At 59.6% G+C, this 26791-nt stretch carries 21 protein-coding genes, 3 tRNA genes and 1 pseudogene; 8 read left to right on the top strand and 17 right to left on the bottom strand.

What is annotated here, in order from left to right:
• Positions 1-40 precede the first annotated feature (40 nt).
• Positions 41-2119 carry an ATP-dependent helicase gene (locus tag GOQ25_RS03350; RefSeq protein WP_160349035.1) on the bottom strand — a complete coding sequence of 693 codons (2079 nt, stop codon included), beginning with the start codon at positions 2117-2119 and terminating at the stop codon, positions 41-43.
• A 149-nt stretch (positions 2120-2268) separates the two neighbouring features.
• Here GOQ25_RS03350 and GOQ25_RS03345 point away from each other — a divergent pair, with 149 nt between their 5' ends.
• Positions 2269-3171 (top strand): DUF72 domain-containing protein, encoded by a 903-nt coding sequence (locus GOQ25_RS03345; RefSeq protein WP_160349034.1) that lies wholly within the window; start codon positions 2269-2271, stop codon positions 3169-3171.
• Positions 3172-3232: 61 nt separating this feature from the next.
• Here the strand turns inward: GOQ25_RS03345 and GOQ25_RS03340 are convergent, their stop codons facing one another.
• A complete protein-coding gene (locus GOQ25_RS03340; RefSeq protein ID WP_160349033.1) occupies positions 3233-4894 on the bottom strand; it encodes an L-lactate permease in 1662 nt (553 codons plus the stop codon).
• A gap of 211 nt (positions 4895-5105) precedes the next feature.
• On the opposite strand from GOQ25_RS03340, the gene GOQ25_RS03335 reads away from it, so the two are divergent.
• A complete protein-coding gene (locus GOQ25_RS03335) occupies positions 5106-5954 on the top strand; it encodes an inositol monophosphatase family protein (RefSeq protein WP_160349032.1) in 849 nt (282 codons plus the stop codon).
• Positions 5955-6094: 140 nt separating this feature from the next.
• On the opposite strand, the gene GOQ25_RS03330 is transcribed toward GOQ25_RS03335, so the two are convergent.
• From GOQ25_RS03330 to GOQ25_RS03320, 3 genes are all read right to left on the bottom strand, one after another.
• Positions 6095-6943 (bottom strand): NAD-dependent protein deacetylase, encoded by an 849-nt coding sequence (locus GOQ25_RS03330; RefSeq protein ID WP_160349031.1) that lies wholly within the window; start codon positions 6941-6943, stop codon positions 6095-6097.
• On the bottom strand, positions 6940-7887 hold the full coding sequence (epsC, locus tag GOQ25_RS03325) for a serine O-acetyltransferase EpsC (protein WP_160349030.1): 948 nt from the start codon (positions 7885-7887) through the stop codon (positions 6940-6942). Before epsC ends, GOQ25_RS03330 begins: the two co-directional genes overlap by 4 nt.
• Before the next feature lie 215 nt (positions 7888-8102).
• Complete coding sequence (locus GOQ25_RS03320; protein WP_160349029.1) at positions 8103-9884, bottom strand: hypothetical protein; 1782 nt, start codon at positions 9882-9884, stop codon at positions 8103-8105.
• Positions 9885-10157: 273 nt separating this feature from the next.
• Between GOQ25_RS03320 and GOQ25_RS03315 the strand changes: the two genes are divergently transcribed.
• From GOQ25_RS03315 to GOQ25_RS03305, 3 genes are all read left to right on the top strand, one after another.
• A complete protein-coding gene (locus GOQ25_RS03315) occupies positions 10158-12551 on the top strand; it encodes a 3-hydroxyacyl-CoA dehydrogenase/enoyl-CoA hydratase family protein (protein WP_160349028.1) in 2394 nt (797 codons plus the stop codon).
• Between the two features lie 64 nt (positions 12552-12615).
• Complete coding sequence (locus GOQ25_RS03310) at positions 12616-13812, top strand: acetyl-CoA C-acyltransferase (protein ID WP_160349027.1); 1197 nt, start codon at positions 12616-12618, stop codon at positions 13810-13812.
• 68 nt (positions 13813-13880) lie between these two features.
• Entirely contained in the window at positions 13881-14189 is a 309-nt protein-coding gene (locus GOQ25_RS03305; protein WP_160349026.1) for a hypothetical protein, read from the top strand.
• Positions 14190-14279: 90 nt separating this feature from the next.
• On the opposite strand, the gene GOQ25_RS03300 is transcribed toward GOQ25_RS03305, so the two are convergent.
• From GOQ25_RS03300 to GOQ25_RS03290, 3 genes and pseudogenes are all read right to left on the bottom strand, one after another.
• The gene (locus tag GOQ25_RS03300) at positions 14280-16631 is read right to left on the bottom strand and encodes an ankyrin repeat domain-containing protein (protein WP_160349025.1); all 2352 of its coding nucleotides are present in this window, start codon (positions 16629-16631) and stop codon (positions 14280-14282) included.
• Between the two features lie 401 nt (positions 16632-17032).
• Positions 17033-17109 (bottom strand) — tRNA-Arg (locus GOQ25_RS03295).
• A 56-nt stretch (positions 17110-17165) separates the two neighbouring features.
• Positions 17166-18238, bottom strand: a pseudogene (locus GOQ25_RS03290) (MFS transporter).
• Between the two features lie 292 nt (positions 18239-18530).
• Here GOQ25_RS03290 and GOQ25_RS03285 point away from each other — a divergent pair.
• On the top strand, positions 18531-19337 hold the full coding sequence (locus tag GOQ25_RS03285; RefSeq protein WP_160349024.1) for a helix-turn-helix domain-containing protein: 807 nt from the start codon (positions 18531-18533) through the stop codon (positions 19335-19337).
• Between the two features lie 38 nt (positions 19338-19375).
• On the opposite strand, the gene GOQ25_RS03280 is transcribed toward GOQ25_RS03285, so the two are convergent.
• A tRNA-Arg gene (locus tag GOQ25_RS03280) sits at positions 19376-19452 on the bottom strand.
• A 239-nt stretch (positions 19453-19691) separates the two neighbouring features.
• Here GOQ25_RS03280 and GOQ25_RS03275 point away from each other — a divergent pair.
• Positions 19692-20393: an ankyrin repeat domain-containing protein gene (locus GOQ25_RS03275; protein ID WP_160349023.1), complete on the top strand. Its 702-nt coding sequence runs from the start codon at positions 19692-19694 to the stop codon at positions 20391-20393.
• Between the two features lie 25 nt (positions 20394-20418).
• On the opposite strand, the gene GOQ25_RS03270 is transcribed toward GOQ25_RS03275, so the two are convergent.
• Both GOQ25_RS03270 and GOQ25_RS03265 read right to left on the bottom strand, forming a co-directional pair.
• Positions 20419-20829, bottom strand: coding sequence for a VOC family protein (locus GOQ25_RS03270; protein ID WP_160349022.1), 411 nt, complete (start codon positions 20827-20829; stop codon positions 20419-20421).
• 31 nt (positions 20830-20860) lie between these two features.
• Complete coding sequence (locus GOQ25_RS03265) at positions 20861-21475, bottom strand: glutathione S-transferase (protein WP_160349021.1); 615 nt, start codon at positions 21473-21475, stop codon at positions 20861-20863.
• 120 nt (positions 21476-21595) lie between these two features.
• On the opposite strand from GOQ25_RS03265, the gene GOQ25_RS03260 reads away from it, so the two are divergent.
• Positions 21596-22507, top strand: coding sequence for a LysR family transcriptional regulator (locus GOQ25_RS03260; RefSeq protein WP_160349020.1), 912 nt, complete (start codon positions 21596-21598; stop codon positions 22505-22507).
• Here GOQ25_RS03260 and GOQ25_RS03255 read toward each other — a convergent pair.
• The 6 genes from GOQ25_RS03255 to GOQ25_RS03230 form a co-directional block, all read right to left on the bottom strand.
• On the bottom strand, positions 22461-23186 hold the full coding sequence (locus GOQ25_RS03255) for a potassium channel family protein (protein ID WP_202109309.1): 726 nt from the start codon (positions 23184-23186) through the stop codon (positions 22461-22463). The two genes, GOQ25_RS03260 and GOQ25_RS03255, sit on opposite strands and share 47 nt — an antisense overlap.
• 117 nt (positions 23187-23303) lie before the next feature.
• Positions 23304-23972 carry a DUF3313 domain-containing protein gene (locus GOQ25_RS03250; protein ID WP_160349019.1) on the bottom strand — a complete coding sequence of 223 codons (669 nt, stop codon included), beginning with the start codon at positions 23970-23972 and terminating at the stop codon, positions 23304-23306.
• Positions 23973-24252: 280 nt separating this feature from the next.
• Positions 24253-24345, bottom strand: a tRNA-Ser gene (locus GOQ25_RS03245).
• 69 nt (positions 24346-24414) lie between these two features.
• The gene (locus GOQ25_RS03240; RefSeq protein ID WP_160349018.1) at positions 24415-25680 is read right to left on the bottom strand and encodes an aspartate kinase; all 1266 of its coding nucleotides are present in this window, start codon (positions 25678-25680) and stop codon (positions 24415-24417) included.
• A gap of 88 nt (positions 25681-25768) precedes the next feature.
• Entirely contained in the window at positions 25769-26131 is a 363-nt protein-coding gene (locus GOQ25_RS03235; protein ID WP_160349017.1) for a hypothetical protein, read from the bottom strand.
• 140 nt (positions 26132-26271) lie between these two features.
• Positions 26272-26583 carry a hypothetical protein gene (locus GOQ25_RS03230; RefSeq protein WP_160349016.1) on the bottom strand — a complete coding sequence of 104 codons (312 nt, stop codon included), beginning with the start codon at positions 26581-26583 and terminating at the stop codon, positions 26272-26274.
• Positions 26584-26791: the final 208 nt, after the last annotated feature.

The raw sequence follows: 26791 nt of genomic DNA, 5'->3' as shown, positions 1-26791 counted from the left end.
ATAGCAATCATGCCAACCTAGTAATGCTGAGCATCATAGCTTAGCTAAAAAGCTTGCGAACACGCTGGCCGACGTCGATGGACGGCTTGGATGCAGGCGCGGCCTGGCCACGGCCAAATGGCAAATCCGCCAAAGTGGGAGGCGGGGGCAATGCCTCGAATAACGGCAATAAGGGTTCCGGAATAAAGCGCGTGCGGTTGCCGTAGACATGACGGTCGCCCATGCCGCTCTGCTGATGCACATAGAACCGCTGCGGGACAATCAGGTGCAGGCGCTCTTTAGCGCGGGTCATCGCGACATACAGCAGGCGACGCTCTTCTTCGATTTCATCGGCCGTGCCGGTACTCATGTCCGAAGGAATACATCCATCCACCACATTGAGCACATAGACGGATTTCCATTCCTGACCCTTCGCGGAATGGATAGTGGACAGAATCATGTAGTCTTCATCGCGCAACGGCGGCCCGGCCTCGGCGCTGGTGGCATCGGGAGGGTCCAGCGTCAGTTCGGTGAGAAACCGTTCGCGACTCGCATAGCCCGCGCCGATGCGCGCCAGCTGGTCCAGGTCCGCGCGACGCACACGGGCATCGTCATAGAGACGCTCGAGTTGCGGCGCATACCAGCCAATGGCGATATCCAGATCCGCGGGCCAGCGCTGACCGGAATCGCGCAATGCCGTATAGGCGTCTATCAAGCCATTCCAATCCGACTTGGCGGCGTTGCCCGGCTTGAACGATTCGAGCACGCGCATCGGCTCGGCCGCGTCGGCAAGCGCATCCATCAAGCGGCCCGCGATCGCCGGCCCGACACCCGGCAAGAGCTGTGCGACCCGAAAACCCGCCAGTCGGCTGCGGGGATTCTCGGCCCACCGCAACAGCGAGAGCACGTCCTTGATATGCGCGGCCTCCAGAAATTTCAGTCCGCCGAATTTCACGAAGGGAATATTGCGCCGGGTCAGTTCGAGTTCGAGCGCAGCGCTATGGCTCGCCGCGCGAAAGAGCGCGGCCTGCGACTTTAGCGTTGCGCCCGTCTCACGTTGCGCCAGCACCTGATCGGCCACCCATCGCGCCTGCCCCGCCTCGTCACTGACCGTCACGAGCGCAGGGCGGATATCGGAGGCTCGGTCCGTCCAAAGATTCTTGGTGTAACGCTCGCGCGCCAGACCGATGACCGCATTGGAGGCGTCCAGGATGGGTTGCGTCGAGCGGTAGTTGCGTTCGAGCGTAATGATGTGTGCGGGTGGCGTGAACTGCGAAGGGAAGTCGAGAATATTGCGCACGGTGGCTGCGCGAAACGAATAAATCGATTGCGCGTCATCGCCCACGACGGTCAACCCGCGGCCATCGGGTTTCATGGCCAGCAAGATGGCGGATTGCAAGCGATTGGTATCCTGATACTCATCGACCAGCACATGATCAAAGCGTGCGCCGACATCGCGTGCAAGGTCGTCGTCTTGCATCATCTCTGACCAATAAAGCAGCAGGTCGTCGTAATCGAGAACCTGTTGATCCTGCTTTGCCTCTACATACGCGGCGAACAGGCGTTTGAGGGCGTCTTCCCATTGGGTGCACCACGGAAACGCGTGTTTGAGCACCTCGCCCACCGGGGACTGGCTATTGATGACGCGCGAGTAGATGGCCAGGCACGTGCCTTTCAGCGGAAAACGTTCCGCCGTGGCCGAGAATCCCAACTCATGGCGCACCATGCCCATCAGGTCTTCGGCATCGCCGCGATCGTGTATGGTGAAATTCTCAGACAGGCCGATGCGTCCCGCGCAGTCGCGCAGTAGCCGCGCACCGATGCTATGAAACGTACCCGCCCATGGCAAGGACGGCGCCTTCTGGCTGGAGTGCAGTTTCATCACGCGCTGCAAGACCTTGCCAACACGGCGTTCCATTTCTAGCGCGGCGCGACGCGAAAAGGTCAGCAGCAGCATCCGTTGCGGGTCTGCGCCGTTCAACACCAGATGCGCGACGCGGTGCGCCAGCGTGCTGGTTTTGCCCGAACCCGCGCCAGCAATCACGAGCAAGGCGGGCGCGTCGGGCGAGCCTGTGCCGTACGTCGCGGCTTCGCGCTGGGCCGGATTGAGGTCGGACAGGTAGTCGAGGTCGGCGGACATGCGGTAGAAATTGGAAGGATGAGCGAAACAGCGTGCCCGGCAATTCACCGAGCAGGCCTACGCGGCACAAGTCAAATTAACTGTATATTCATACAGATCATAACGGAACTGCTGGCCGCCTGCTCGCAGCGGCAGGCCGCCTTGTCACCATGCATATTCTGACCGGCACCGCTTCTTGGACAGATCCCACGCTGTTAGCCTGCGGCCGTTTCTACCCCCGAGACGTGCGCACGCCCGAAGCACGGCTGCGCTATTACGCCACGCAATTCCATTTGCTCGAGGTGGATGCCACCTATTATCGGTTGCTGGACGCGCGCGTCGCGCACGCATGGGCGCAACGTACGCCCGAGGACTTCGCATTCCACGTGAAAGCCCATCGCCTGTTTACCGGGCACCCCGCCCCGACCCAGGATCTGCCTGGCGATATACAGCAGGAGCTCGCTGGACAGACGAAGCTGTTCTATCACCAACTGCCTCGCGAGTTGCAGGAGGAGCTATGGCGACGATTCCTCATTGCGCTGGAACCGCTACGGCTGGCGGGCAAACTGCACGCTATTCACTTTCAATTCGCGCCATGGATTCAGCGCGGCGCGCGCGGCATGGCGTTGCTACGCGAGTGCCAGCGCTATATGGATGAACACGTGATGAGCGTGGAGTTTCGCCACCGCAGCTGGTTTTCGACAAAGACGGCATCGGCTTGGACGCTGGATGTTTTGCGTGAGGCCAACATGGTGCATACGGTGGTCGATGCCCCGCAAGGATTCGACAATACGGTGCCAGCCTTGTGGGACGCTACGCATCCAGACCTCGCCGTCGTACGATTGCACGGTCGCAATGCCGACGCTTGGGGGAACAACACCGGCGCTTCGTCCGGCCGGTTCCAATATGAGTATTCGCCCGAAGAGCTGGCCGAACTCGCACAAAGCATCAAACGGCTGGCTGAGCGCGTGCGCAATACTCATGTCGTGCTCAACACCAATTATCAAGACCAGGGCATGCGCAACGCGGCAGGGCTCGCCGCCGCGTTACGTAACACTCCCGCCCTGCCCTAGCATCGCGGCGCGGCGACGGCGATGCAAACAAGGCATCGCCGTTCACCGGAGCATCGCCCGATCAACGCACCACCATCGCCGAGAATGGCCACACATACGCCTGCAAGGTCACCAGGATGCCCATCAAGCAGGCCAGCGCGATGGAGTGGAAAAACACATAACGCAGAATGTCGCCCTCATGATTGAACCAGCGCGTCGCGGTCGAGGCCACGACAATGGATTGCGCATCGATCATCTTGCCCATCACACCGCCCGAGCTATTGGCCGCTCCCATCAAGTTCGGCGACAAGCCCAATTGATCCGCCGCGACTTTCTGCATGCCGCCAAACAGGACGTTAGACGCGGTATCCGAGCCGGTCAGCGCCACGCCCAGCCATCCCATCAAGGTACCAAAGAACGGATACAGTACGCCGGTATTGGCGAACGCCAGGCCCAGCGTGGTGTCGGTCCCGGAATAGCGCGTCAATGTGCCCAACGCCAACATCAACACGATGGTGAGCAGTGAGTACTTCACCAACCACACGGTCTTGAAGAACGTACGAACAATTGCCACAGGCCCATAGCGCATCACAAAGGCGCTGATCACGGCCGCCAACAAAATCGCCGTCCCCGTGGCCGACAAGAGATTCAGAGTATAGACCGCGGCCTCCGGATGCACGCTGGGCACCACGGGCGGCACCTTCATGACCAGATTGTGCAAGCCCGGCATGGGATAGGCCGGCGCAAACAAGCTGTTAAGCCATCCCTTGACCGGCGGCAGGCCCCAGATAAACACCACGACAGAAAGGATGACCCACGGCGTCCACGCGGCAATCAAGGCCTCGCGGCTATGGCGCACCGGCGGCTGGGCAGGCTTGGCTTCCTCGGCGCTCAAATCCTTGCCACGCAGCGAAGCCGAGGTCCAGATCCGCTTGGGCTGCCAGACTCGCAGAAACGCGACCAGGCAGGCCATCGACACCAGCGCGGCGATGATATCCACCAGTTCGGGGCCCATGAAGTTCGAGACCAAATACTGCGGAATGGCGAACGATGCGCCCGTGACCAGGATAGCGGGCCAGATTTCCCACATGCCTTTGCGCCCGGCGAACGCCCATATCAGCCAAAACGGCACGAGGACCGAGAAGAATGGCAACTGACGCCCGATCATCGCCGTGACGAGCTCCAGGTCGTAGCCATGCACCTTCGCCAAAGTAATGACCGGTGTACCCAACGCCCCGAACGCCACTGGTGCGGTATTGGCGATCAAAGACAAACCGGACGCGGCCAAGGGCGAGAACCCCAAGCCAATCAAGATCGCCGCCGTCACCGCCACAGGGGTCCCAAAGCCAGCCGCGCCCTCAAAGAACGCGCCGAAACTGAACGCGATCAACAACAGCTGAATGCGCCGGTCCTCGGTAATGCCAGAGAGCGAATCCTGCAAGACCCGGAAGCTGCCATTCTGCTCGGTCAGTTGATGCAGGAAAATAATATTGAGCACAATCCAGCCAATCGGCAGCAGACCGGTGAACCCACCGAACACCGCCGCGCGGCCGGCCATGTCGGCGGGCATCCCGTAGGCAAAGATCGCCACCAGTAACGCCGTGATCAAGCCCATGCCGGCGGCGATATGCGCTTTGATATGAAAAAACCCCAGCGCCGCCAACATCACCACGACGGGCAAGGCCGCCAGCGTGGTTGAAATCAGCATGTTGCTAAGCGGGTCGTAGATCTGCTGCCATGTCATGCTGTTGTCTCCGAATCGTTATCGCGCTGGCCTATAAAGACGGGCGCAAGATGGTTTTCAGAACACTGCTCATCACGGATCTAGCTCAGCCATCAAATCAGTGTTGCCTGACATCAACCTGAATCTTTACGCAGCATAGGGGGAAGCCCTGAGTCACAAAAACCTCACTTTCAAACGTGCTAGATTTCGGAATCAATAAGCAAAGTCCTCTATGAGCCGTTCCTTTACCCGAGAAGACATCCGCCGTATTGGCGCTATCCTGGCCGAAGCCGCGCAGGTCGAAGTCATGCCGCGCTTTCGCCGCCTGTCGGCCGAGGCGGTGCATACCAAAACATCGCCGCGCGATCTGGTCACAGACGCGGACGAAGCCGCCGAGCGCTTCATCATCTCGCGGCTGAGCAAGCTCTACCCCGGCGCCACCATGGTGGGCGAAGAGGCCACGGCCCGCAATCCGGCGCTGCTTAACATGCTGGTGGATGCCGATCTGGCATTCTTGATCGATCCTATCGATGGCACGCGCAACTTTGTCGCGGGCTTGCCGCTATTTGGCATGATGGTGGCGGTCTGTCATCGCGGCGATGTGCTGGCGGGCGTGATCTACGACCCGGTAGGCCACGATTGGGCCATGGCGGTACGCGGCGAAGGCGCGTGGCTGGAATCGGGCGACGGCACGCAATCGCCCTTGAAAGTCGGGCAGCCCGCGCCGCCCGAAGACATGGACGGCATGATCAGCACGGAGTTTTTGCCGCCCCCCTTGCGCGGCATCGTCAATGCGAATCTGGGGTCATTGGGCTCGACGGCGTCGCTACGCTGCGCCGCGCACGAATACCGGCTCGCGGCCAGCGGACATTGCCAAGTGCTGCTCTACAACAAGCTCGATCCCTGGGACCATGCGGCCGGGTGGCTGCTGCATCGCGAAGCTGGCGGATTCTCCGCGCACTTCGACGCCAGCCCGTATAAACCGACGCATCGTACGGGCGGCCTGCTGTACGCCCCGGATGTGGGCAGCTGGCATGCAACCCGGCGCGCATTGCTCGGAGAGGATTTCCCGGCAGTGTAGGCAAGGCCGGCGAGCCCTCAGGGTTATCCCCAGTTTCTGTGGACAACCCTCTGGAAAGCCTGGGGTCATTAGGAAAACCTTCAGCGATTTCAATGCTTTACAAATCCGCGATGCGAACTGCTCAGCACAACCATGCCGGGTCAACTCGCAGCCGCAGTTTCAAAAGGTCCATACAGTTGATCTAGTGCCTCGGCGCAGGGGGCGGTCACCTTCAGCTGGAACATGGCGTCCGCTCGCGTGCGGCCCAGATTGAGCGCCGCGATCGGCATGCCGTTCTCAAAGGCGCTACGCACGTAGCGGTAGCCCGAATGCACCATTAGTGACGAGCCAACCACCAGCATTGCATCAGCGTTTCGCAGGGCCTCGCGTGCGCGCTCGCCGCGTTCGGGGGGAATCACTTCCCCGAAAAACACCACGTCCGGCTTGACGATGCCGCCACAGACCGGACAATCCGGCACATCGAACTGTGAAAAGTCCACGCCTTCCAGATCGGCATCGCCATCGGGCGCATCCGCGGCGTCCAGCTCTATCCACGCCGGATTGCGCGCGTCCAGAGTGGCCTGCCACTCACCGCGCGACTGACGCCAGTCGCAACGCATACAACGCACCTCGTCTAAGCGTCCATGCAGATCGATGACCCGGCGGCTGCCGGCGGCCTGGTGCAGGCCGTCGACGTTTTGCGTCAACAACAGCTCCACCTTGCCCTGCTGTTCGAGCAATGCCAGCGCGCGATGTGCCGCGTTCGGATGCGCATAGCCAAAGCGGCGCCACCCCACCATACTGCGCGCCCAGTATCGCGCCCGCATCGACGCGTGACTCATAAAGGGCTGATAGTCGATGGGCGGGCTACGGGTCCAGTGACCGTTCTCATCGCGATAGGTCGGTATCCCCGACCCGATGCTGCAGCCAGCACCGGTCAGCACGAACAGCCGCTCGTGCCCGTCGATGAATTGCCCCAGCGCCTGCAGATCCGACGCGGCCGCTGTCACGGATTGCCGAGCCCGCAATTGGGCATGTTGTTGACCAGACTCGCCTGCGTGACATTGCTGCCAGGCGGCACACTGCGCGTGAGCCAGACATTGCCGCCGATTACCGAACCGTGGCCGATCGTCACGCGGCCCAGAATGGTGGCGCCAGAATAGATCACCACATCGTCTTCGATGATCGGGTGACGCGGCAGCCCTTTCTTCAGCTCGCCATTCTCGCCCGGCGGGAAGCGTTTCGCGCCCAAGGTCACCATCTGATAGAGCCGCACACGGTCGCCAATGATCGCCGTCTCGCCGATCACCACACCCGTGCCGTGGTCGATGAAAAAGCTCTTGCCGATGGTGGCGCCAGGGTGAATATCGATACCGGTATCCGCGTGCGCGATCTCGGCCACGATACGCGCGAGCATCGGCACGCCCAGCTTATACAGCACGCTGGCCAGACGATGATGAATCATCGCGCTCACGCCCGGGTAGCACAGCAGCACCTCGTCCACGCTTTGCGCGGCCGGGTCTCCCTGATAGGCCGCCATCACATCCAGATCCAACGCCCGCCGCACCGAAGGCAAGGCCGCGCCAAATTGCCGCACGATCTGCACGGCGCGCGTATGGAGCACCTCGTCCGGCTCAGCATCGCCTACCAGCCTGCCCATGTGGTGCAATTCGAGACAGACTTGGTGCAACAACGCATCCAAGGCGGCGCCTATCGTATGGCCAACGTAAAAGTCCTCGACCTCGGCGCGCAGATCGATCGGGCCCAGGCGCATCGGAAACAACGCGCCACACAATTGGCGCAAAATGGCTCGCAGACTTTCCTGTGAAGGGAATTCGCGATCGCCGGCATTCTCGCGCAGCCGTCCGCGCGGACCACGCCAATCCACGCGCGCGGCGCGTAATCCGGAGACGATCTGATCTAGATTCCAGTGGGCGGCGGGCGTATCGCTCATTGTGCCCGTCCTTTGGCAAGTGTTGCCGGTATGCGATCTAACATGGAAACCTCGGTATGAAACTGCGCCGGTCTTGATCCGACGCGATACCGGGCTACTGTAACGCCAAGCCGGAATCTTTACCCGGACGACCCAATTCCCAACGCGGTTTTAGGCAGCATTCCCGTGCCGCTATCCCACGTAAAGAGGCCGAGAGATTCCCCGCGACGGCCTTTTCACGCCATACGATCAGAGAACGTGGTGTAGGCATCCATTGTCGACGACGCCGTCAGAACCCGGGCATAAAAGTTAAACGCCTTATTCGCTTCGTAGTACGAGTGCATACCACTGCCCACAATGAACGCCGCCATGGCTCCACAGAATTTCTTGCCCTGCGGCGAAAATGGGTGCAGGTTCAACACATCGAGCACCTTGCACGTCAGATTGGCCATTCCCGACACACCCGCCACATAGGGCAGTTTCTTGTTCAACATCTTCCCCATTGTCTTGTTGCGGTAAAAAACGTTCATCCTCTTGTAGTCGATGTCTCTTACAAAAGGGAGAAATCTCTTGGTGGAAAACAATTCCGATTCAATGGTCTTGCTGTTCCCAAAGGCGTACTGGTTAAGTGGCCGCGACGCCTTCGCCTCATCCTGCCAGTAGTCCTTTGTCGGTGCGATCAAGTGAGCATATATGGCATCGATCATGGGCTCGCCATCTCCACCTTTACCCGCCATGAAAACCGGCCAGATCATCGATAGCAAGATTATGGGATCGTCGTGCGTTCTCAGCATGTCGACGAAGGCGTCAAACGAAGCTGGCCTTTCTATGGGAATGGGATAGCTGAACATCGAACTCTTTATGCTGTCCTTATACCTGTCAAAGAAAAGCTCGCGATCATCGCCAGAGAACATCTGTTCCAACCGGGTGGCCAGCAACTCTCCCACAAATTTGACTGTGGCTGCGGTCTCCTCGGATTGCAACACCGTCAACGCGTGCTGATCTTCCTCTATCAGCTTTTGCTTCTCGCTCAGCCCCTCGGCGCTATATTCGAACTCGAACTTATTGGCCAGATAGGACACAGTTCTCTCGGGAAGCTCCAGCGGCGGCGGCGCGCTCGCTTCCGGCGAAGGCAGCACATCTGTGGAGGCCGGAAGTGTGAAGTGCGTTTCCGGAGCCTGGCCCAATGCCACCCATCCTCGCCACTGCAACGCGCCAGCCGCCTCGCCCTGCTCTTGCGGCTCCGCCACATAGGTCGCGTAGTCTAAACGCACGTCTATATTTTTCAGGCCACCCTGATCAAGACGGTATGCAATCCCCTGGGTAAACGCATCCAGGAACCGCGAAAACAACGTGGGAGCCTTGAGCTTGGCCGCAAGCGCGTCACCTCGCAAGCCATGTGGATCGTCGAGGATAAATACGCCGGCCTGACTTACTCCCCCAGCCAGTTGGATGCGATCCGGATTGCTGTCATTGAGGCCGCAATTCATCGCCCACAGCGCTTTGAACTTCCCCAAGTCCGTGCCATCAGCGATCGCGTTGTCCCACTGAATGCTACGACGTATCTCGACGCGCCCCTCGCCAAACGCAATGATTTCCGTGGCATGCCGGGGCTCGCCCTGGACTTTGATGCCAGCGCGGGCGACGACATCGTCCAGCAGGTCGTAGAACGCGGGCGTGCCGATTTGCGCCGCCACCTCACGCGCTGCCATCACGACTGCCGGGTTCTGTATCTCTAAACTCTTATCCTTAATCAATGCCGTGGCTACATGCCAGCTTAGATAACCTAACAGAGTACGGCCTTGGTTTTCGAAGGATTCCCCGGGGTCTATCTCCAATGAAGGTGACGGCGGTTCATCAAAGCCGGAGAACGCGAGTTTCTCGCCATCCTGCAGAAAATGAGCGGCGAGGTTGACGCAGACGCGCTTCTCTCGCACTTCAGTCAGCCCGAAGGGCAAGGACGCGCCCTCGATCTGCCGGTGGTTGTTCTGAGTCAGGTTGGAAACTGAGAAAGGCATGGGATTTCTTTAGTGAAATTTGAGATAACACGCTAATGCTGAGTAACATCAACACACCGGCGGTTCCGGCAATCCTCGTCGCCGTGTGGCAGGGTATCGCCTCCCGTACGGGTGCTGGTCGCGAACGGTAGAATGGGCCAGGTGCAACCGGTGCCAGGCGACCCGGCAGCTCGCGCAGCGGTAGTAAACCTCGCCGCTGTTCCGCGCGCATGGTAGACGCACGCATGCGAGCGGCCCGCACCTGGCCGGACGCCGCAGATACAGGAGACCGCTTTGAACAACAGATTTATCGTCAAGCACGCCGCCGTCCTAGGAGCCGGTGTCATGGGCGCGCAGATCGCCGCCCATCTCGCCAACGCTGGCATCGCCGTCACCCTCTTCGACTTGACGGCCAAGGAAGGCGATCGCGACGGGATCGCCAAGAAAGCGTTGGCGGGCCTGAAGAAACTGGAGCCCGCCCCCCTCGCGAGCCCGTCGCGCCTGGCACTGATCACCCCGGCGAACTATGACGACCATCTGGATCAGTTGCGCCGCTGCGATCTGGTCATCGAGGCGATTGCCGAGCGCATGGACTGGAAGACCGCGCTCTACACCCGTATCGCGCCGCATGTGTCGCCGGATGCCATTCTGGCGTCCAATACCTCGGGCCTGTCCATCGGCGAGCTGGCCAAGTCGCTGCCGGAATCCTTGCGCGCGCGCTTTTGCGGCGTGCACTTCTTCAATCCGCCACGCTATATGCGTCTGGTCGAACTGATCGCGACCCCCTATACCGAGCCAGTCGTGCTGGATCATTTGGAAAGCTGGTTAACAAGCCGGCTGGGCAAAGGCGTCATCCGCGCGAAGGATACGCCGAACTTTATTGGCAACCGTATCGGCGTCTTTGCGATCCTGGCCGCCATGCATCACACCCAACGTCTGGGACTGGGTTTCGACGAGGTGGATGCCTTAACCGGCCCGAAAATCGGCCGCCCTAAAAGCGCGACGTATCGCACGGCCGACGTGGTGGGCTTGGACACGCTGGCACACGTGGTCTCGACCTTGCGTGACAATTTGCCCGATGACCCCTGGCACCGCTATTTTCAGCTGCCCGCGTGGTTGAACGCCCTGATCGAGAAAGGCGCTTTGGGGCAAAAGAGCGGGATCGGTGTCTATCGCAAGCAAGGCAAAGAAATTCAGGTGTTGGATCTCGGCGCGCGCGATTACCGGCCCGCCGCCGGCTCGGTCTCCGACGAAGTCGAGACCATCTTAAAGCAGCGCGATCCCGCTCAACGTTTTGCGGCCCTGCGCGCCAGCACCCATCCGCAGGCGCAGTTCCTGTGGAGCCTGTTTCGCGACATATTCCACTACAGCGCGACGCAGCTTGAACACATTGCTGATAACGCGCGCGATGTGGATCTCGCCATGCGTTGGGGATTCGGCTGGGCGCAAGGGCCATTCGAAACCTGGCAAGCGGCAGGATGGCAAAACATCGCGGATGCGATCGCCGAAGACATCGCAGCCGGCAAGGCAATGAGCGATGCGCCGCTTCCCGATTGGGTGCGGGCGGCTGATCGCTCCGGTGTACATGACGCGGCGGGATCGTATTCCGCACGCGACGGCAAACAGCATCCCCGCCCCTCTTTGGCCGTGTACCAGCGGCAGCTTTTCCCAGAACGCCTGTTCGGCGAGGCGGCGAGCGACCGTGGGGTCACGCTGTGGGAAAACGCCGGCGTACGACTGTGGCATCTACCCGAGGTAGACGCGGGCATAGGCATTCTTTCGTTCACATCGAAGATGCACACCATCGGCGACGAAGTGCTCGACGGTGTCATGCACGCGGTCGAGCATAGCGAACGCCATCTGGATGCGCTCGTCATCTGGCACGAGGCGCCCTTCGCGGTGGGTGCGAATCTGTCGCAGGTCGTACAAGCGTGCGCCGCCGGACAATTCGACGTCCTCGAAGCCACCGTCGCGAAATTCCAGCGGGCCTCGTTGTCCTTGCAGCGCGCGCGCGTGCCCACCGTCGCGGCCGTGCAAGGCATGGCGCTGGGCGGAGGTTGCGAATTTCTCATGCATTGCAGCCATCGCGTGCTGGCGCTGGAGAGTTATATCGGGCTGGTCGAGGCCGGCGTTGGCCTGGTGCCAGCAGGTGGTGGCAGCAAGGCCCTGGCCGCGCGCGCGGCGGAATTGGCGGCCCACACGGCGACGCCTGACGAGGTTTTCCCGTTCATACAGCCGGTATTCCAGCAAATCGCGACGGCGCAGGTTTCCAAGAGCGCCTTGCAAGCCATCGACATGGGCTACGCGCGAGCCCATGATCCGGTGGTGTTCCATCCCGATGAGCTGTTGTGGGTGGCACTCCGCCAGGCCCGCGCCGCTGCCGACGCCGGCTATGCGCCCCCATTGCCCGTCACCAACATTCCTGTCGCCGGCCGCACGGGCATCGCCAATCTGGAAATGATGCTCGTCAACATGCGCGAAGGCGGCATGATCAGCGCGCACGATTACCGAGTGGCGCGCAGCGCGGCGGTCGCATTGTGCGGCGGCGAAGTCGATGCCGGCACCCACGTGGACGAGGAATGGCTGCTCGCTGTGGAACGGCGGGAATTCGTCGCGCTGCTGCGTACCCCCGAGACACAGGCTCGGATCGAACACACCCTCAAAACGGGTAAACCGCTGCGTAACTAAGGCACAGCCCGTGACACGTCACGGCCATCGTCCGCCTTTGTTCAAGACAAGATTGGAGTCCGCTATGAGCCACGCAATTCAGGATGCTTTTATCGTCGCCGCCACGCGACTGCCCGTGGGCAAGCGCAACGGCGTCTACGCCACCACCCGCCCGGACGACATGCTGGCCGCCGCGCTACGCGCCGTGCTGGCGCAAGTCCCCGCCCTGGACCCTGCCCGGGTCGAAGACGTGATCGCCGGCTGCGCCATGCCCGAGGCCGAGCAAGGCATGAATGTCGCCCGCATGAGCTTGTTGTTAGCCGGCCTTCCCGACAATGTGCCCGGCGTCACCCTCAATCGTTTCTGCGCATCCGGCTTGCAAGCCGTAGCCGATGCCGCCGCGCGGATTCGACTGGGCATGGCAGACGTCATGATCGCCGCCGGCACCGAGTCCATGAGCGCCATGCCGCAAATCATGGGCAACAAGGTGGCGATCAACCCCGCGATCTTTGCCGATGATGCCAATCTGGGCATGGCCTATGGCATGGGCCTGACTGGTGAGAAAGTCGCCGCGCAATGGAAGGTCTCGCGCGACGACCAGGACGCGTTTGCGCTGGCCTCGCATAGAAAGGCCTGCGCCGCGATATCAGCCGGGTATTTCGATGCGGAAATCACCCCCTATCGGGTGGAGCACCGCCTGCCGGGTGAAAACGGCACCTTGCGCGTGATTGAACGCCTGGTCGATCGCGATGAAGGCCCACGCCCCGACACCAGCGCCGAAGCGCTGGCCAAGCTTCGGCCGGCATTTGCCGCGCGTGGCACGGTCACGGCGGGCAATAGCTCGCAGATGTCCGACGGCGCGGCGGCCATTGTGCTGGTGTCCGAGCGCATCGTACGCGAACTCAATCTCGCACCGCTGGCACGCTTCATAGGATTCTCGGTCGCGGGTGTCCCGCCGGAGATCATGGGAATAGGCCCCAAGTTCGCGATCCCCAAAGCCTTAGCCCAGAGCGGTATCTCGCAAGACGACCTGAGCTGGATCGAGCTGAACGAAGCTTTTGCCGCACAGTCGCTTGCCGTGATCCGCGACCTGGGACTAGACCCCGAAAAGGTCAACCCTCTTGGCGGTGCCATCGCGCTAGGGCACCCACTCGGCGCCAGCGGAGCCATACGCACCGCCACGCTAGTACATGGACTGCGACGCACCGGTGGCAAGTACGGCATGGTCACCATGTGCGTCGGCACAGGCATGGGAGCCGCTGGGGTGTTCGAGGCGCTGTAACCTTCCCGCGCCCACTACCGACCGTCCACCCGTACATGTGTCAAAATGCAATCACAATACGGTGGAGTGTGAGTAGCAAGGTGCAGCTATTACTAGGGGTAGTGGGCCTGGTCGTTCTGATTGGGTACCTGATTACGGTCGCGATTGCGGGCTACGAAGGGATCTCATACGAGTTCGGTAAAGGATGGGTTATCGGCGCAATCGTGCTGGCGTTGGGCCGGTTTGCCTTTCCCTTGGGCGTGGGCGCCTTTCTTGGCGCATGGAAAGTATGGGGATGGCATTGGTTCCCCGCATTGGCGTTGGGGGTGCCGGGCGTGCTGCTTTTTATCCCGGGAATCCTGATGATGATCGTGAGAGTTTTCCGTAAGAAAAACTAATTGTCCCCGTGCGCGGTCAACCCTGACCGCGCACGCACGACTATACCTTGCGCGTCCGCACCATCAACGGGGCAGCGCCGGTTTTCAAGGCTATAGCCCATGCCTCTCGCTCAGCTCGACACTCGGAAGATAGTGCCACGCCTCCCCATAGACTGCTCCATGTTCTAAAAGCCATTGTTCTACCTCTTCAGCGCCGGCATGCGTCGCATAGTCACATGCGGTCTGGCGGTCACTGGTATGTTGATTCAACAAAGCCCCTGCTGACCAAAGCCTCTGAACGATATTCAAGTGATTATTGCGGGCAGCTGCCATCAAGGCGTTAAACCCGCCGCTGGTCGATATATTGGGATCAGCGCGTGCGTCCAGCAGGCTGGCCACTATTCCGATGCTGCCGTTTTCCGCGCCATGCATGAGCGCTGTATATTGCCAGTGATTACGATGATTCACGTTGGCGCCCAGACAGAGCAAAAGGTTAACCAAGTCGCGTTCACCGTACCGGGCCGCGAGGATTAGCGCAGTATTCCCTTTTCTATCGGCAGCATTGACGTCCGCCCCGTTTTTACAGAAATCTTTTAATATCTCTTCCAGCATGAGATCACTGAAGCTTGCTTCCCTCCCAAGTAAGAGCAGTTCTTTTATCAGCAGCAACAATGGTGTATCGCCCAAGGAGTTCCTGGCGTCGATGTCCGCTCCCATACTCTGCAATTCTCCCACCATGCGTAGGCGACCTTTGCGTGCGGCCAGTACCAATGCCGTGTCACGGTCGCTATTTTCCATGTCCAGCCTGGCTCCGGCCAAACATAGTCGTCTCGACACGCCAGCATGGCCGTTTGCCGCGGACAGCATTAGAGCGGTGTACCCAGAGTTGCTGATAGCATCGACATCGGCACCCAATTCAAGCAGGAACGTTACCTCGGCGAAATGCCCGTTTTCCGCAGCGATCATGAGCGCCGTCTTTCCGTCATAGCGTGCCGCCGCCTCATCTGCCCCGGCAGGGCGATCTGCAATTACGTTCACTGCGCGAGCCTCGATATTCGCTCCTCTTTGCACCAAAATCTCCAGCGTCGCCCATTTCGACCGCTGTTCCGCCCGGCTTGCGGCATCGCTATCGGCAGCGTGCATCAACGCCGTATACCCGCGTGAGTCTTTACGGTGGATATACTCGGCCGGCGTTGGTGCCCTATCTAGTAAAGCCTCTATCACTCCTGGCCGATTATTTTGAGCGGCGTACATCAAGGCGGTGGCTTTGTGCGCATTGACGGCGAGAGGATCGGCACCCGCGCTGATCATCGCTGTAACCATCCGCGCGCTGGCTGCATACATCAGCACGGTATTGCCCGCGTGATCCGTGTCCTTAATATCGCAGTGATTTAAGAACTGGCGAGCGAGTTCGCACATATCCGCATCTGCGGCGAGCATCAAGGCATTTCTACCGTCAGGCAATCTGAAATCCGGCTTAGCGCCTGCCGCAAGCAAAGCATTCACCGCGAAGACACGGCGGGAGCGGATCGCCAAGGCCAATGGGGGATACCCTTTACTGTTAACCTCGTCGATGTCTACCGCCGCCTCTTGCAGCGCCTCGAGAACGCCCGGGTTACTATTTTCCGCGGCGCAGAGAATCGCCCTGCACATTCCGCCACGGGTACTCACGCCCATTCTGACAAGCGTTTTAATCATTTCGACGTGCCCCCCCTGGGCGGCGAACTCGAGCATTTGAGGTCCGTCACGAACGACGCGATTAAAGTCGGCCCCGAGTTCGCACAATGTCTTCACGAGATCGGCGCGGCCGCGCTTGATGGCGGACTTTAATGGACAGCGCTTCTTTCTGTGGGCCCCAGGATTCAGTTCGACGCCGAGTGCTATCAAGGCTCGCAGATCATTATCAGTGGCGTGCTCGACGAAGTCGTTTATCAAGTAGCTCGCAGGGCGGTATGACATATTAGGATCCGCGCCGGTCGCAACTAAAGTCAAGACTATCCCCAAATGCCCTGCCCGTAAGGCGAGGGAAACGGCGGTTTTGCCATTGTCATGCTGGTTGATGGCTTTCCAGCGCTCGATGTCCGATTGCCCGGGGCGCGCATAGGCCTCGATGAGCGCCTGCACTGTCGGTAGATCGCCACTCTCGGCCGCAAATACTAGAGCAGACTGTTTGTTATGAAGGTCCAGCGCTTCGACATCGGCGCCCAAGGCAAGCAGGCTCCGGACCGCGCTCTCATTGCCCATCGCGGCAGCGACATGCAGCAGCGTCTGGCCCTGTCCATTCACCGAACGCAGATCGAGGTCAGATTGCTGTAACAGGCGCTGAAACTGCGACATATCATTGTCGCGCAAGGCGTTGAAGGCCGATTCGGTGTCGTCCCCATCTGATGAAGATGAGGGTGCCACGGCAGAGGCATAAGGAGCAGGATAGGTGGAGGCGGGAGTCTGTCGAATCAGTCTCATAGGGGGCTTGTGATAGGAGTGGGATGACGAGCCCGCAACGAAGCGTGCGGGAGCAGCTCCCTCAGTAACCTCTAATTTCTCCCGGTTCCGACTGGCACAGTCGGACACGCCCGAAACGTGTTAAACAGGACTGAATGAAGTATGGTGCTTCATGCGCCGTGTCGGGTGTCTTTCCTCCCGCCCAGAAGCAAGTGATTTTGACGATCCCACAGGACCATCTTATAGACGCGAGAGACGGCAACAGTGGATCAGGCAGCGGCAGAGAACGCCGGATGCTCGGCGGCAGGAATGGGGCGCGGCATCCTTCCTCACCGGAATAAGCCGATTCCGCGAGATTCTCGTTGCTCTAAATGGCAAAAAAAAGGCACTTCCGAAGAAGTGCCTTTTTCCGCAAAACAGGGTGGCGCGCCCGGCAGGATTCGAACCCACGACCCCTTGGTTCGTAGCCAAGTACTCTATCCAACTGAGCTACGGGCGCGCTGATGAAGAGGCGAAATTATAACTGATTTTTTTAACTTGTCCAGCGGCGGTGTTTCAGGCGGCTTTTTTCTTCTTTCCTTCGATATCGGGCAGCCAGAACGCAACCAGCCCCAGCAGCGGCAGATAAGCACACACCTGATAGACGTAGCCGATGCTGGTCGCGTCAGCCAGTCTGCCCAACGCGGCGGCGCCTAGTCCGCCCATCCCGAAGGCAAAGCCAAAGAAGAGCCCCGCGATCATTCCAACCTTTCCCGGCACAAGTTCCTGGGCGTAGACCATGATGGCGGAAAATGCGGAGGCCAGGATGACGCCGATGATGACCACAAGCACGCCCGTCCAAAACAGATTTGCATGCGGCAACATCAACGTGAACGGCGTCACACCCAGAATAGATACCCAAATTACGATCTTGCGACCGATGCGATCGCCCACAGGGCCGCCGGCCAGCGTGCCGACCGCGACAGCCGCCAGGAACAGAAACAGGTACAGCTGCGCCGAACGCATGGACAGATCGAACTTGTCCATCAAATAAAACGTGAAATAGCTGTTCAAGCTGGCGAGGTAAAAGTATTTCGAGAAAATCAACAGCGCCAGCACACCTAACGCGCCCAGGACCTTGTTGCGGCTCAATGTAACGACATGGCGGCCAGTAAGGGCCCAAGCGCGGAGCCGACATTTCCACCCACCTGAAATAGTGACTGTGCCAGCCCATGACGCCCGCCCGAGGCCATGCGGGCCACGCGGGACGATTCGGGATGAAAGATCGAGGAACCGGTTCCGACCAGCGCCGCTGCCGTCAGCAGACACGGAAATGACGGCGCATAGGCGAGAAGCAGCAAACCCACCAGCGTGAAACCCATACCCACCGCCAGAGAATAGGGAATGGGCCGTTTGTCCGTGTACAAGCCAATGCCAGGCTGCAACAACGACGCGGCGAGCTGATACGTCAACGTCAGCATCCCGATTTCGGCGAAGCTGAGATTGAACGAGTCCTTTAGCATCGGATAGATCGCCAACAGGATCGACTGGATCATATCGTTCATCATGTGCGCGACACTGATCGCACCCAGGACCTTGAACGACGTCGCAGGCATCGCCTGCGGCACACTCGCCGCCGAAGCGTCCATTGCCAGACCGCCGGAGCGTGCCGGCACGCACGCCTCAGATACGACGGAGTTAGTGGAGCCTGACCGCGCGACGCCAGCAACGGCGGGAATCATCGCAGCATCAGCACCGGTCGGAGCAGAAGGAATAGTGGTCATGGCTAGCTAAACAGGCGCACGGGGGCGTGGGTCGAGGCCGGCAACCCATCTCGCAAACGGATGAGTGAAACAGGTGGCCGGTGTGGGAACTAACGAACAGTGTATAAAGTCTCTCTGAAACTGATATGCCAATTTCTATCGCATAAGTGACATAGTGATGCCGCCTGCCAGCCCACCCGAGGCGCCACCTCCCTGGGTTCATATCGAGCCCGCGTCCGCAGTCTTGCGCCCGGTCACCGCCCTGGCGAAAGCGTTCTCGCCTAGTCAGACGACCGGCGCACACCAGCACGAGGAAGGCCAACTGATCTATGCCATCGAGGGGGTCATGCGTGTCACCACGCCGGACGGCGTCTGGACCCTGCCACCTTTGCGCGCGTTATGGGTGCCGCCCGGCGTCACGCACGGGATTGCGATGATGGGGGCTGTGCAGATGCGCAGCCTCTACCTGCATGGCGCAGCCCCGGCGACGTTGTGGCGTCATTGCCAGGTAATCGAGGTATCGGGACTATTGCGAGAGCTGATTCTCGCGCTGGCGGCTCAGCCGCAGGAATATGTCGTAGAGGGCCGCGGGGGGCAGATCGCGTCGCTGTTGCTGACCGAACTGCGCGACGCCCCGCTCATCCCCATTCGCATACCGTGGCCGCGCGACCGTCGGCTGCAGACCGTCTGCCGAACCATTCTGGAGCAACCTGATCTGAATCGCACCGTTCATGAATGGGGCGAAGAAGTCGGCGCGAGCGGACGCACGCTGATCCGTCTGTTTCAGTCGGAATTGGGCTTAAATTTTCGGCAGTGGGTGCAGCAAGTGAGACTGGCCGATGCGGTGAACCGCCTTTCTCTCGGACAAGCTGTCGCGCGGGTAGCGGCAGAACTGGGCTATCGCAGTCCCAGCGCCTTCACCGCGATGTTTCGCCGCGCGCTCGGAAAACCCCCGCAGGCTTTCCTGCGAACACCCGGCGCATGAAAAAAGGGGTCCCCTAATGGAGACCCCTTTTTAATTTTTGGCGCGCCCGGCAGGATTCGAACCCACGACCCCTTGGTTCGTAGCCAAGTACTCTATCCAACTGAGCTACGGGCGCTGCAAGAAAAAAACTATAACACACATTTCTTTGTGTATGCAAATCGGCGCTTACGCGGCGGGATCGCCAGCAGTAATGTCGATGCCTCAGTCCAGTCCTATTTTTTCAACTTTCGAACTTGGTCGGCGCGAATACTTGGCAACGGGTGTATTGCAACTGCAAGCGCGTAACACGGGCACAAATCCTGTCCGTCGCGTGCGCAGCCCATCCCATCCACCCATTCAATGCGATATGCCTAGATGATCCCTAACGTACTTGCATCCGCCGGCAACCTGCTCTCCAGCCTGTGGCCCGACAGCGAACCCCTCCGACAGCAGGCCGCGATTCAGAAACTGCTGGCTTACATCGTGGAGGACGACGTGACCGCCCTCACGGCTCTGCTTACCGACAGCAGAGAACGCGCGCGCATCGTGGCAGCCCTTCCAGACGCCGACCCCTCACCGCTGCATTACGCCGCCGAACATGGCAAGTACAAAGCATTGGAGGCGTGCGTCGACAATTTACCCTTCGAGGTCTGGAACCTGCGCACACGCGATACGGGCCGCACACCGTTGATGTTAGCCATGGAGAAAGATCACGCCGCCATCCTCCCCATGCTGAAGTGCCGGCTCACCGCATGGCTGGACAGCCTGGAGTACCTGTCTGCGGACGAGGCCAGCGATGCGCTGATCGATATGAAAATCGCATACGATTGCGACTTTGATCGACAAGACGCACTGGACACGCTGTGGCACAGGGTCGTGAACGCGCGGGACCATGAAGGCAACACCCCGATGCTGCTGGCCATGAAAAACAAGCACTATGAATGCTGCAGGGCGCTCCTATTTCGTGACGCGGACGTGGATATCCGAAATGATCACAATGAGTCGGCGCGTTTACTGGCGCTTGATGTGCCGGACGAAAACGTGCGCTGCCTGCTATACAACGCACCGCCAGCCTGAGGGACAACGCCGGGGAAGCCCCACGTCAGTGCGCCAAAATCTCGTTGAATTCCAGCACATTCAAATCCGGGTCGCGAATAAAGCATACGTTGCGCCGGCCATGTCCCATGACTAACGGGCCTTCGCTGATCGGGATGTTCTCTCGGGCGAGCCACTCCACCAGCTCGTTCATGCTTTGTACGATGAAGGCGGCATGCGTGTAGCCCGGACGTTTGACCGCGGCATCCAGCAACACATTGCCCTCCTGAGCGCGGATGCCGTTGAAAATTAAATGGATGCGCAAACCAGTGGGATGCACAAGGCCACAGGCATGCGCTTGCGGAGCATATTCGGCGGGATCGCGTGTAAACCCGAGCTTTGCATAAAACGCTTCCGCTCTCGCCAGATCCGTGACACGGATACCGAAATGATCTAGACGTAAAGAATCAAAGTTCATGGGGACTTCCTCGAGGAGTGTGGATTCGTCATCAAGCTTCGAGGCCAGCGCGGGTGCGCTGAAAAGGCAGAAACCCTGGCAAGGCTTCTACCTGACGTAACCAACGCCGCACATTGGGGTAGGCCGACAGATCAATATTTCCTTCGGGTGCGCGGTCGGTATAGCTATAAAGGGCGATGTCCGCGATCGTAGGCGCCGAGTCGCCCGCGAGCCAGCGCTGTGCCGCCAGCGTGGTCTCCATGACCGCCAGCGTGGCATGCGCGCGCGCGATGACTTCTTCCGCGTTAAATGACGCGCCAAACACGGTGATTAGTCTGGCCGCGCAGGCTCCATAAGCAATTTTGCCCGCCGCGACCGATAACCATCGCTGTACATGCGCCTCGGCGACCGGGTCCGTGGGCAGCCAATGCGCAGAACCGAATTTGCGCGCGAGATAAACCAATATCGCCAGCGAGTCCGCGATGATGACACCATCGTCATCGAGCACGGGCACTTCGCCAAAGGCGTTGATGGCGAGATAGTCAGCACGCTTATGCTCGCCCGCGGCCAGATCCACGGGGATCAGCGTGTGAGGAACACTCAACAGCGACAAGAACAGAGCCGCGCGGTGGGCGTGCCCGGATAGAGGATGGAAGTAGAGTTTCACGACAGTCTGCTCCGGTTGAAGAGGAATCCATTCTGAACTTAGCGTGAAACTGGCACAATCAGGCAAGAACGCATTTCACTATTGCGATATTTGCTATCAATCATCCCGGACGTTCACCCCATGGATCGACTGCGTACCTTGCGGCTTTTTGTCAGTGTGGCGGAGCACGCCAGCTTTGCCGAGGCCGGCCGGCAGATGCACCTGTCGCCTACGACCGTGTCGCGCACTATCGCAGCGCTGGAGGGACGTCTGGGCGTGCAGTTGCTACGACGCACCACCCGCAGCGTGCGTCTGACCGAAGAAGGCACCTTGTTTCTGGAAAGGTGTCGGGCGGGTATCGCGGAGATCGATCGCGCCTTTGATGTCGTGCGCGGGCGTGCCACGGCACCGAGCGGCCTGTTAACAGTGACCGCGCCCGTGCTGTTCGGCAGGCGGCACATTCAGCCTATCGTGGTGGAACTGCTGGAACGGTATCCGGACCTGCGGATCAGACTGTTATTACTGGATCGGGTGGTCAATCTGGTCGATGAGGGCATCGATATCGCGGTGCGGATCGCGCACCTGCCCGATAGCTCGATGCATACACTGCCCGTGGCGGAAGTGCGGCGCGTCTTTGCCGCCAGCCCCAACTATCTGCTGCGTCATGGCCGGCCGCGAACAGTTAACGAGTTGAGCACGCACGCACTGATATGGACCGAGGACGAATATGGACTCAATCACGGCTGGGCGTTGGACGATGCTCGTCGCCTGGGCCCGACAGCGCGACTGTCCGTCAATAATGTGGAGGCCGCGATCGCTGCCGCGGAGGCGGGACTCGGTGTCGTGCGGGCGCTCTCGTATCAGATTGTCGATGAAGTGCAATCAGGCGCCCTGCGGCACCTGATCACCGATCCGGGGCCTGCGATACCGGTGTCTTTGCTGTTCCAGGGCGGACGCCAGGACCATCCAAACGTGCGGGCGTTTATCGAAGCCGCGAAAGCGCGTTTCAGTGCGGGGAATTCGACAGATTGGCCGACTGGGCGCGGGCCGTGATTTCACGCTGACTGATTCGATTGATGATCGTCGTGATGTATGCGGTAAAGATGGGAAATATCGTCATCCCCAGCATCGCCAATATGGTGGTGATGATCTTTCCCGCAACGGTCACCGGTTGGATAGTGGAGCCTACCGTCGTCACGGTCATCGCCGCCCACCAAAGCGAATCTGCATAAGTCTTGATCTCGCCATTCACGCCCCGCTCGACGACGTAAAAGATGAGCGTGATGAAATAGACAACGGAGATAAGAAAGATCAAATACGAGATAAACAGCGCCGTCGTATTGTGCCGCACGATGATCGAAACGATAAGCACCAGCGCAGCGGCCCCTCGCGCCAACGGGACCAATCGCAGAATATAGATTTGCTCGGCGCTCAAATGAAAATACGCGTCACCGATGAGCGACAGGTACGGAATCGACAGCAGCAATATGACAAAGTAGCGTCTGAAAAAGCGCCACCTGCGTTGCGCGAGTAAAAGCTGTAGAAAAAAATCGACGATGAAGTAGAGGCAGATCCAGAACTCCACGTCGAAATACACCGTTCTCGCGGTGAACGGCTGATCGCTGAACGCTTCCAGCGAAACGCTCACCACAAGGCATACAGACGCGATCACTGCCAGCACGTTTAACGCGTTGATTATTTTCCGGGCATGCGCCGGATTCAGACGTTTCATACGCTGGGGTACCGCAAACTTGTGATTGGTATTTCGAGAAAATGCTTTCAGCAGAAGCCGCTAAGAGCTGACCTGGAATATAGGACAGGGCTGTGCCGGAAGTCCTGTCCCACGTCGCTATTTTTTCACAACATCGAACATAGCGGCGTCGGCTGCCAGGCCATCGATCACACCTTTCAGATCCTCGAGCGTGACCTGCTGTTCTGAGTTGTCGACTTGCTTTCCTTGCCCCTTGCGTACGACCTTCAAGACAGGCTTTTTCGTAACGCCGTCAAGCAACTCGCCTTCGAAATAGAGATTGGTGTCCTTGGGCCGCATGCCCGCGGCGGCACGGGTTCCGGCAATCACCAATGCGACCGGGATCAACTCACGCGGCTTTAAATCGCGATCACTGGTATTGACCGCTGTGATCGCCCCACGAAAGATCAACACGCCCTCCCCCGGTGAGTTGACCAGAGGCAGCCGTTTTGCCGCCGCCTCGCGTAGTTGTGCATTGGTATAGGTCAACAGTCCATCCAAGGCCTGCTGACTGACCTGGCCGTTGGGCTCGGGCCGAGGGTAAAACCGCACGGGCTCATACACCAAAGCTTTGTATTTCCGTGGATCAAAACCCGGCTCTACCCACCGTAACACCGGCGCGCCCGATGCCGATACGGTCTGGTGCAGATCCGTATAGTCGCCCAGAAAGCCAGAGTATTGATTTGCGGTAGGCACCTTTGATGCGCAGCCTGCCAGCACGAACGTGCCCGCCAATACCACCGAAGCCATCACTCGCTTTAACCCCATTATTCTCTCCTGACTATGGTTCTTGATCGCGACAGTGAGGCGACGATAAACCAGCTAAGAGAAAACCTCCACGACTTTTATTCGTTGGACCTCTGGATGTTGACGTGTGAGTCGATGGGCAGATTGACGAAACACTCTGAGCGATAAGCGCTTGATCGCTGTGCACTGGCCCGAGGGAAAAGTTCGATGAGCTGGTAAAGCCCCACCCTCGTCTAGGACTGTGAGGCAGTAGCTGACGAAAATAAAAAAGCCCTTGATATTCAAGGGCTTTTTTCTACTCTGGCGGAGACGGAGGGATTCGAACCCTCGATGCAGTTTTAAGCCGCATGCTCCCTTAGCAGGGGAGTACCTTCAACCACTCGGCCACGTCTCCGCAGAACTTGCAATTCTAGCACTATTTTTTGTGGCGTAGTTCACTGCACCACAAATTTTTATGCAGAATTTAAGCTTTTTCAGCAGGCGCCTGATCCAGGCCAAAAGCCTTGTGCAGCGAGCGCACTGCCAGTTCCATGTACTTGTCTTCGATCACGACCGAAGTCTTGATCTCGCTGGTGCTGATCATCTGGATGTTGATGCCCTCTTGCGACAGCGTTTGGAACATCAAGCTGGCCACGCCCACATGCGAGCGCATGCCAATGCCAACGATCGACACCTTGGCAACCTTGTCGTCGGTAACCAGTTCGCGCGCCTTGACGGCGGGCACGACTTCGCGGCGCAGCAGTTCGATGGTACGCTGGAATTCGTTGCGGTTGACCGTGAACGAGAAGTCGGTCGTGCCAGCCACGGACTGGTTCTGCACGATCATGTCGACGTCGATATTGGCGGCGGCCACGGGGCCGAGAATCGAGTAGGCAACCCCCGGGGTGTCGGGCACGGCCAGCAAGGTGATCTTGGCTTCGTCGCGGCTGAAGGCGATGCCGGAGACAACGGCGGCTTCCATTTTTTCGTCTTCCTCAAAAGTAATCAGCGTGCCCGAAGACATTTCTTCTTCGAGCGGAATGAGCGGGTCGGTCAGCGAGGACAGCACACGCGTGGGGACACGGTATTTGCCTGCGAATTCGACCGAGCGAATCTGCAGCACCTTGGAGCCCAGCGAGGCCATTTCGAGCATTTCTTCGAACGACACGACCGACATGCGGCGCGCTTGCGGCACCACGCGGGGGTCGGTGGTGTAGACGCCATCGACGTCGGTATAAATCAAGCACTCGTCGGCTTTGAGCGCCGCGGCAACGGCGACGGCGGAGGTGTCGGAACCACCACGACCAAGCGTCGTGATGTGACCGTCGGGATCGATACCCTGGAAACCAGTCACGATGACGACGCGACCGGCGTCGAGGTCGGCGCGGATGCGAGCATCGTCGATAGACGTGATACGTGCCTTGGTAAAGGCCGAATCCGTGCGCACCGGCACCTGCCAACCGGCATAACTGCGAGCAGCCACGCCTTCGGCCTGCAGGGCCAGGGCCAACAGACCGCTACTGGCCTGCTCGCCCGTCGCCGCGATCATGTCCAGTTCGCGCGGATCGGGCTGGGTTGAAATCTCGCGGGCCAAGCCCAACAGACGGTTGGTTTCGCCGGCCATGGCCGACGGCACAACAACGACTTGATGGCCAGCGGCATGCCATTTCGCGACACGACGCGCGACATTGCGGATGCGCTCGACCGAGCCCATCGAAGTACCGCCATATTTGTGAACGATAAGGGACATCTCGTACTCTGGCTGGAAACCCGCCCCGGCTGGGCAGGCAAAGCTGAGTATTTTAGCGCGTGGTGAAGATTTGCGCAGGCGAGGTCCGCTAGGTCAGGGTAAAGTTGCCGAACGGACAGGGCGGACACGGCGGACAAGGGGCCGATGGCGCACGCTCGGTAGGCGACACATGGATAAGGCCGATGGTCATGCCCAACAAGGCCGCCATTGCCAACCGCGCTGCAACGTTATCGTCCACAAAGGAAATCCCGATATCGACAATCATCGCCATAAGCGTGCTTGCCGGGGCCAAACTTATCATTTCCTCGGCGTTGTACCGCCGAGCCATGTGAGCCCCGACCGCATAGGCCACCGCACTCGTCGCACCCCCAAATGCTGCCGCCGCGACATGAACGCCTAGGCCGCCGCCACCCACGACAGTGCGGATCTCCAAAAGATTGATTACTCGCATACAGCTCCAATAATGGTTCTTGAAACAGTGAAGTGGTGGTTCACCACGGCAGTCGAGGTGCTCACGGCAAAGCGGCCGCCAACGTTGACAATCCGGTTGCGGATACTGCCTAACATGACGGGTAAGCTGACGGCCCTGCCCTAATCCGATCTGGAAACATTCGAGTTGGAGGGGGACGCCAGCATGCCCCAGATGACACCGATGATGGCTGCGAGTCCCACGCGTTCTTCCGACATGTCGCCGCGATAAGCGGCGAACGCATCCACAGCCACCGGCAGCGTCCATCCGCTTAGACCCACACCGACCGCTTTTTCATAGCTATATGTCCCAAGCAATGCGGTCCGGGCGGCATAACCAAGAACCGAACTCGCGGCGCCGACGACCGCCGCCATCACACTCAAGGTAAATCCACCGCCAATCAAGGACATCTGTTGCAGGCTAAGCTCGCGCATCACTGACTCCGGTGCTCAAGGCTGACAAGGAGATTCATCGAAGGGGCTCTACCGACCACAAGGCGCGGCGCGAGGCCAATCAATGGGAGGAGCAGCGAGATTAACGGCGTGAAGCGGCAAGCGATCCCCACCCAAGTAGTTCTTGTCAAATATCGGACAACTGCCCAGATGCCGGAGACCGCACACTAGCGCTGGCCCGCCCTACTCC

Origin of the sequence: Bordetella sp. 15P40C-2 (assembly GCF_009763235.1) — a bacterium.
Classification (GTDB): domain Bacteria; phylum Pseudomonadota; class Gammaproteobacteria; order Burkholderiales; family Burkholderiaceae_B; genus Bordetella_A.
This window is presented reverse-complemented; position numbering and strand designations above follow the sequence as displayed.